The sequence below is a fragment of the Bacteroides sp. AM41-16 genome, assembly GCF_003603495.1.
GTDB lineage: Bacteria > Bacteroidota > Bacteroidia > Bacteroidales > Bacteroidaceae > Bacteroides > Bacteroides uniformis.
On sequence record NZ_QTNE01000041.1, the window covers coordinates 1 to 4,195 of the forward strand.

Sequence of the window (4,195 nt, forward strand, 5' to 3'; positions counted from 1 at the left end):
AACCGACCTTATCGGAGAACTGGCTCTCCTAAACGGAAAATCACGAGAAAAGAACAATCCGAAAGGGTGGATTATAAACGCCCTTAAAGGGAAAATCAAGGATAAGTAACAAGATTACCCGGCTGAAACACTCCGGGTAATCTTGTCAAATCAGAGGAACGATTTCCATTTCTACACCAAGTTCTTTCATCTGCTGTTGTATTTCCTCGCTGCTTAGTTTCTCTCTCGCCAGTGCAAGCCCATGAAAGGCGTCCCAGCCTGCCGGCTTCGAAACGATACTACCGTTTAGGACGGCATGGGTGATTTCGCCGCCGGACTTCGCACCCTTGTTCAGTATGAAGAAGAACCGGGGTTCTTCGTGTTCCGTTGTTCCCATAATTCGTAAAGTTAGATGTTTATTTATTCCCCTTTTGTTCCCTTGCCTGCTCTTGGTAGTATTCATAATACTGCTTGTAGTTGTCCCGGTCTTTGGCTGCATCCGTCCAAAGATAGCACATGAAACAAGCGAACAATAGGGAGATAACAGCACAAAGGATTGAGTAGAACGAAATTCGTTTGTCCACATAACCGCCGTTTTTCATTCTGTACCCCTGCCGTTCAAAGTCCGCCAACACGTTTTTTAGGCGATTTTCGGCACTTTCAAGGCTTTTCCCGTCTATTTGTACCTTTCGGGCTGTTGCGTCCTCTATGCGCTTCGTATAGACTTCAACACGCTTTAGTTCTTGATACACCAGTTCTACCGCAAGCTGCGGGTTTACCCTTGGCGTTGTATCTTTTCTTTTCCGGGGGCTGTACTGTCCCTGCTTAACGTTGGAAGCTGCCGCTTCCGGGTGTGAGTTTGTTTCCATGAGATATGTTCATTGAGTTGCACTTCAGTTTGCTTTGTGTCCGCTCGATATGGGCGAGAGTGTAGCCTTTCCCTATCTCGCTTGCCTTATACTCCGTACCGCTTCGGGCTGTGACATAGTAGCCGTTAAGTTTCCCGGTGCTTGCCCTGGCTTCCCGGACTTTAAAACCTCTCTTACCAAGTTCTTCCTTGAATTTGGTAAAGTCAAAGCCCTGCATCTTCTTCAATACGCCGTCCATGGCTTCCTTGATTTCCGCTTTGTTGACTTTGCCAATGTCCTGCGACTGTACAAAGTTCCGTTCCTTGGCTATGGCATTGGCGGCTTCCGTTGCCTTTTTCCCTATCCAGTTGTCCCGGTACAGTTCCCCGGAAAGGGAAACCCGGTTTGCCAGTATGTGCAGGTGGGCTTGCTCTTTCTTGCTCTCCGTACCGCTGTGCCGGATGATGATGTACTGGTGGTTCGCCAACCCCATGCGCTGCATGAAGTCGTTACCAAGTTCCGCCCAGTCCGCATCCGTAAAGGTGGCGCTTTCCTCTATCGAGGGGCTGACCTCGAAACGTAGGCAGTTGTTTTTTACGTTCGGAAAATCAATGTGATACGGTTTCATTTCCTGCACCATTTCCGCACCAGTACACCCATAAAGTTCATGCCGGGCTATCTCGGTGGCTACTGCCTGCCCGTTTATCTCTTTGGCGAGGTCGTACTCCAATGCCGCCACACCATGTGATATGCTTTTCCCTTTCCCTATCATCGTGAGAGTATTTTTTTGAGCTCTGTAATTAGTGCCCGGTTCTCCTCGAACACTTCCCGGTACTGGCGACCACCGAAGTAGTTGTTCAGCCGTTGGAGCGTCCCTTTCAACTGGGCTATGTCCCGGAGAAGCTGCCGTTCCTCCTCGGTGTACCTCTCCCTTGGGCGCCCCCCAAGGGACAAACTCCGGCAGTATTCCGATACGCTTAGACTGCACCGGGCTGCCTGCTCCGCAAGTGCGTCCTTTTCAAGTTCGGTACACCGGAATGTAATCTTTTCGTTCCGTCTTAGTTCCATGCCACAAAGGTAATCTTAAAATCTTTTTGAGCAAAGCGAGAAAAGCAAGAATTGTCCGACAAGGACACTTCTTGCTATATATACACATGCCGCATGGGAATACATCCACGCCAACCGCCCAGCAAAAAGCCCCGGCGTGTTAGAAAATCCCCCACAGCCTAACAAATTCTACCCCATTTCTACCCAAGGGGATTACACGCCGCAGAAGTCATCCGGGAACATGTCTTCCAGTTCGTCCAAATCAATGGTTTCTTCTTCGGACACCTCCACCCATTCAATGTTTTCTTTCCCTCTTATCGCACATGAGTACATCTCGGCGGCGGCAAGAGAAGAGAACACCTCGTGCATAGGCTCGCCGTTCTCTAACCAGTAAACACAATATTCGACCATAACAGTTTTATCATTTATCGTTGTAATGCCCCTCTACCTCCAAGATGTAGACCTCTACCACTTCCTCGTAAATGTCATAGATTATCCGGTCATGGGCGGTAATGTGTCGAGACCATGTAATATCCCCACCGCCCCTTAACGCTTCGGGATGCCCAAGCCCAGTCTTAGGGTGCTCTAACAATTCTTTGTAGATTTTCTTATACTTCTTGAACAAATTGGGGTTTGATTTCTTCCATTTGGCAATCACCTTATCCACCCCGTCGGAAACCCTAATTGTGTACATCATAGACTATCGAAATAAGCGTCAATATCCTCACTGCTTTTGAGGGTAACACACTTTCCGGATTTGATTTCTTCCCTTGCCTTGTCAATCCTTGCTTGCAGCTCCGGGGTTATCATCAAATCTTCACGACCAACTTTTACCAAAGCGTAAATCTCGTTTTTCCTGCGAATTAGTACCTGCTCGCCATTGTCAGCTTTGGTGAAAGACGCTGCGAGGTTGTTACGGTATTCTCTTACTGATAATGCTTCCATATCTGTTTGCTTTTAAATTCAGCACAAAGATAGCTATATTTCAATAAAATACAAACATTTTGTACACAAACGTGTACACGCCATAAAAACCCGTTTCCAATCCTACCGCCCGTTGGTTGGTTTTGCTTTGCTCTTTTTCCCTATCGTTTTTCTTTTTCCGACAGTAAATCAACCACTTAGCTCTATAAATTCCCCTTGTCTGTTATAAGCATCGTCTGTAATATGCTCTATCACTTCTTCGCAAACGCCCATAAATAAAGGGATTAGAACATGTGTTTCCCCACACTTTGGGAGTTTAGTCCCCACACTTTGGGAGTTTAAAAGTAAATTAGTCCCCACACTTTGGGAGTTTTACCCCTCTTTTTTTGTTTTAATGTGGGGATTGTGTATATTTGCAGCAAATCAATCGTTTATGAAAAAGAAACTACCTATTACCAAGAATAAAGATGTTGTTGTTTCATGGGTATATACATGGTCAAAACAGCAAGACATGTCCATACACGAACAAAGAATAGTTCTTCGCATACTGGAAGCGTGCCAAGCTGAACTAAAGGGAGTAAAACTGAAAGATTATGCAGGCACGAAACGCAAGTTTGAGCATGGACTTTGGGATGTTGATGCACAAATGCATGTATCTGACGTTATTTTTTCCGGACGTGATTACAATGAAATCATAGCCGCACTCGATTCTTTGGCAGGACGTTTTTTTACTTACGAAGATGACGAGGAATGGTGGAAGTGCGGATTTATATCTAACCCAAAATATAAAAAACGCACTGGCATTATAACCTTTCGTGTGTCTAACGACCTTTGGGATGTGTTTACCAAGTTCGCCAAGGGGTACAGAGAATTTGAGTTAAACAAGGCTCTTGCGCTACCTACTGGGTATTCCCTTAGGTTTTACATGTTAATGAGTGGGCAGGTGTACCCTTTGGATATATCCCTTGAAAACTTGAAAGACCGTCTTGGCATACCTGCGGACAAATACAAGGACAAGAACGGAAAAGACAGAATAGATCATTTTGAGGAAAGAGTTTTGAAACCAGCAAAGGCTGCGCTTGATGAGAGCTGCCCATACACTTTCAACTACGTGAAAGTGCGTGAAAACCCAAACAACAAACGTAGCAAGGTGACCGGGTTTAGGTTCTACCCGGTCTATCAACCACAGTTCAGAGATGAAGAACTGGAAGGGAAAGAATTGCAAGCAAAGGTTACAGCACGATATCAGATAGACAGCCATGTGTACGAGTACCTCCGTTATTCCTGCGGCTTCACATCGGAAGAGATAAACCGGAACAAAGAGACATTCATAACGGCACAAGAAAAGATAACCGACCTTATCGGAGAACTGGCTCTCCTAAACGGAAAATCACGAG

The 4,195-nt window shown here is 45.8% G+C and carries 8 protein-coding genes and 1 pseudogene; 2 read left to right on the top strand and 7 right to left on the bottom strand.

Annotation, left to right across the window (positions count from 1 at the left end; translation table 11 throughout):
- Positions 1-109 (top strand): annotated as a pseudogene (locus DW896_RS21795) (replication initiation protein); the annotation flags it as partial.
- 36 nt (positions 110-145) lie between these two features.
- Here DW896_RS21795 and DW896_RS21160 read toward each other — a convergent pair.
- From DW896_RS21160 to DW896_RS21190, 7 genes are all read right to left on the bottom strand, one after another.
- Positions 146-376: a hypothetical protein gene (locus DW896_RS21160; RefSeq protein WP_004295510.1), complete on the bottom strand. Its 231-nt coding sequence runs from the start codon at positions 374-376 to the stop codon at positions 146-148.
- Between the two features lie 19 nt (positions 377-395).
- Positions 396-848 (bottom strand): mobilization protein MbpC, encoded by a 453-nt coding sequence (gene mbpC, locus DW896_RS21165; RefSeq protein ID WP_004295511.1) that lies wholly within the window; start codon positions 846-848, stop codon positions 396-398.
- The gene (mbpB, locus tag DW896_RS21170) at positions 805-1,599 is read right to left on the bottom strand and encodes a mobilization protein MbpB (RefSeq protein WP_007560590.1); all 795 of its coding nucleotides are present in this window, start codon (positions 1,597-1,599) and stop codon (positions 805-807) included. The genes mbpC and mbpB overlap by 44 nt, the downstream gene beginning before the upstream one ends.
- Positions 1,596-1,895 carry a mobilization protein MbpA gene (mbpA, locus tag DW896_RS21845; RefSeq protein WP_004327437.1) on the bottom strand — a complete coding sequence of 100 codons (300 nt, stop codon included), beginning with the start codon at positions 1,893-1,895 and terminating at the stop codon, positions 1,596-1,598. The genes mbpB and mbpA overlap by 4 nt, the downstream gene beginning before the upstream one ends.
- 192 nt (positions 1,896-2,087) lie before the next feature.
- Complete coding sequence (locus DW896_RS21180; protein WP_004295503.1) at positions 2,088-2,285, bottom strand: hypothetical protein; 198 nt, start codon at positions 2,283-2,285, stop codon at positions 2,088-2,090.
- Positions 2,286-2,295: 10 nt separating this feature from the next.
- The gene (locus tag DW896_RS21185; protein ID WP_004327436.1) at positions 2,296-2,571 is read right to left on the bottom strand and encodes a type II toxin-antitoxin system YoeB family toxin; all 276 of its coding nucleotides are present in this window, start codon (positions 2,569-2,571) and stop codon (positions 2,296-2,298) included.
- Complete coding sequence (locus DW896_RS21190) at positions 2,568-2,819, bottom strand: hypothetical protein (RefSeq protein ID WP_004295507.1); 252 nt, start codon at positions 2,817-2,819, stop codon at positions 2,568-2,570. Before DW896_RS21190 ends, DW896_RS21185 begins: the two co-directional genes overlap by 4 nt.
- Positions 2,820-3,231: 412 nt before the next feature.
- Here DW896_RS21190 and DW896_RS21195 point away from each other — a divergent pair.
- On the top strand, positions 3,232-4,195 hold a 964-nt coding region (locus DW896_RS21195), incomplete at its 3' end, for a replication initiation protein (protein ID WP_133303688.1).